The 1,408-nt window shown below is 75.4% G+C and carries 1 protein-coding gene; it reads right to left on the bottom strand.

The features are described from left to right. Window positions 1-4: 4 nt before the first annotated feature. Window positions 5-1,408, bottom strand: a 1,404-nt coding sequence (locus ACFCV8_RS36035; RefSeq protein ID WP_376689779.1) for an FAD-dependent oxidoreductase, incomplete at its 5' end; no start/stop codon positions are given.

Raw genomic sequence — 1,408 nt, 5'->3', positions numbered from 1 at the left:
CCGCTCAATCGGTGCCCGCCCGGCGCACCGCCGCCACCGCCTTGCGCGCCGCCACCAGCACCGGGTCCCACACCGGGGAGAACGGCGGCGCGTACCCCAGGTCCAGGGCGGTCATCTGTTCCACCGTCATCCCGGCCGTCAGTGCCACGGCCGCGACGTCCACCCGCTTGGCCGCCCCGTCCCGGCCCACGATCTGCACCCCGAGCAGCCGGCCCGTGCGGTACTCCGCGAGCATCTTCACCGTCATCGGCCGCGCCCCCGGGTAGTAGCCCGCCCGTCCCGTCGACTCGATCGTCGCCGTCACGAACCGCAGGCCCACCGCGCGGGCGTCCTTCTCGCGCAGACCGGTGCGGGCGATCTCCAGATCGCACACCTTGCTCACCGCCGTACCGACCACGCCCGGGAACGTCCCGTAGCCCCCGGCGACGTTGGACCCGATGACCTGGCCGTGCTTGTTGGCGTGGGTGCCCAGCGCGATGTGCCGGGTGCGGCCCGCCACCAGGTCGAGCACCTCGACGCAGTCGCCGCCCGCCCAGATGTCCTCGTGCCCGACGACCCGCATCGACAGGTCCGTCAGCAGCCCGCCGTGCGGGCCCAGCGGGAGACCCGCCTCCCGCGCCGGCGCCGTCTCCGGCTCCACTCCGATGCCGAGCACCACCACGTCCGCCGGATACTCCGTCCCGCCCGCCACGACCGCCCGGACCCGGCCGTCCGGACCGGTGCGGATCGCGGTGACCTCGGCCCGGTTGACGGTGGTGATGCCGAGACCGTCCATCGCCTCGTGCACCAGCCGCCCCATGTCGGGGTCGAGCGTCGCCATCGGCTGCTCGCCCCGGTTGACCACGGTCACCTCGAAACCGTGCTTCAGCAGCGCCTCCGCCATCTCCACACCGATGTAGCCCGCCCCGACGACGACCGCCCGCCGGTCGCCCGGCGCCCGGTCCAGCGTCTCCAGCAGGGCCTGACCGTCGTCCAGGGTCTGCACCCCGTGCACCCCCGGCGCGTCCATTCCGGGCAGCGCCGGACGCACCGGGCGGGCACCGGTCGCGATCACGAGCTTGTCGTACCGCGTCCAGTACGCCTCGCCGCCGTCCCGCTCCACCGCCCGCACCCGCCGCCCGGCGACGTCGATCCCGGTGACCTCGGTGCGCATCCGCAGATCGATGGCCCGGGCCCGGTGCTCCTCGGGGGTGCGCGCGATCAGCTCGTCCGGCCCCGCGACGTCCCCGCCGACCCAGTACGGGATGCCGCAGGCGGAGTACGAGGTGAAGCCGCCCCGCTCGAAGGCGACGATCTCCAGCTCCCCGGGCCCCTTGAGCCTGCGGGCCTGGGGCGCGGCGGGCCATGCCGCCCCCGCCCCCCCCCTTGCCCCCCCGGCCGCCCCCCCCCGAGTAACCGGCCCCCCCGC

Origin of the sequence: Streptomyces sp. NPDC056347, assembly GCF_042262625.1 — a bacterium.
In the GTDB taxonomy this organism is placed as follows: Bacteria; Actinomycetota; Actinomycetes; order Streptomycetales; family Streptomycetaceae; genus Streptomyces.
This window is presented reverse-complemented; position numbering and strand designations above follow the sequence as displayed.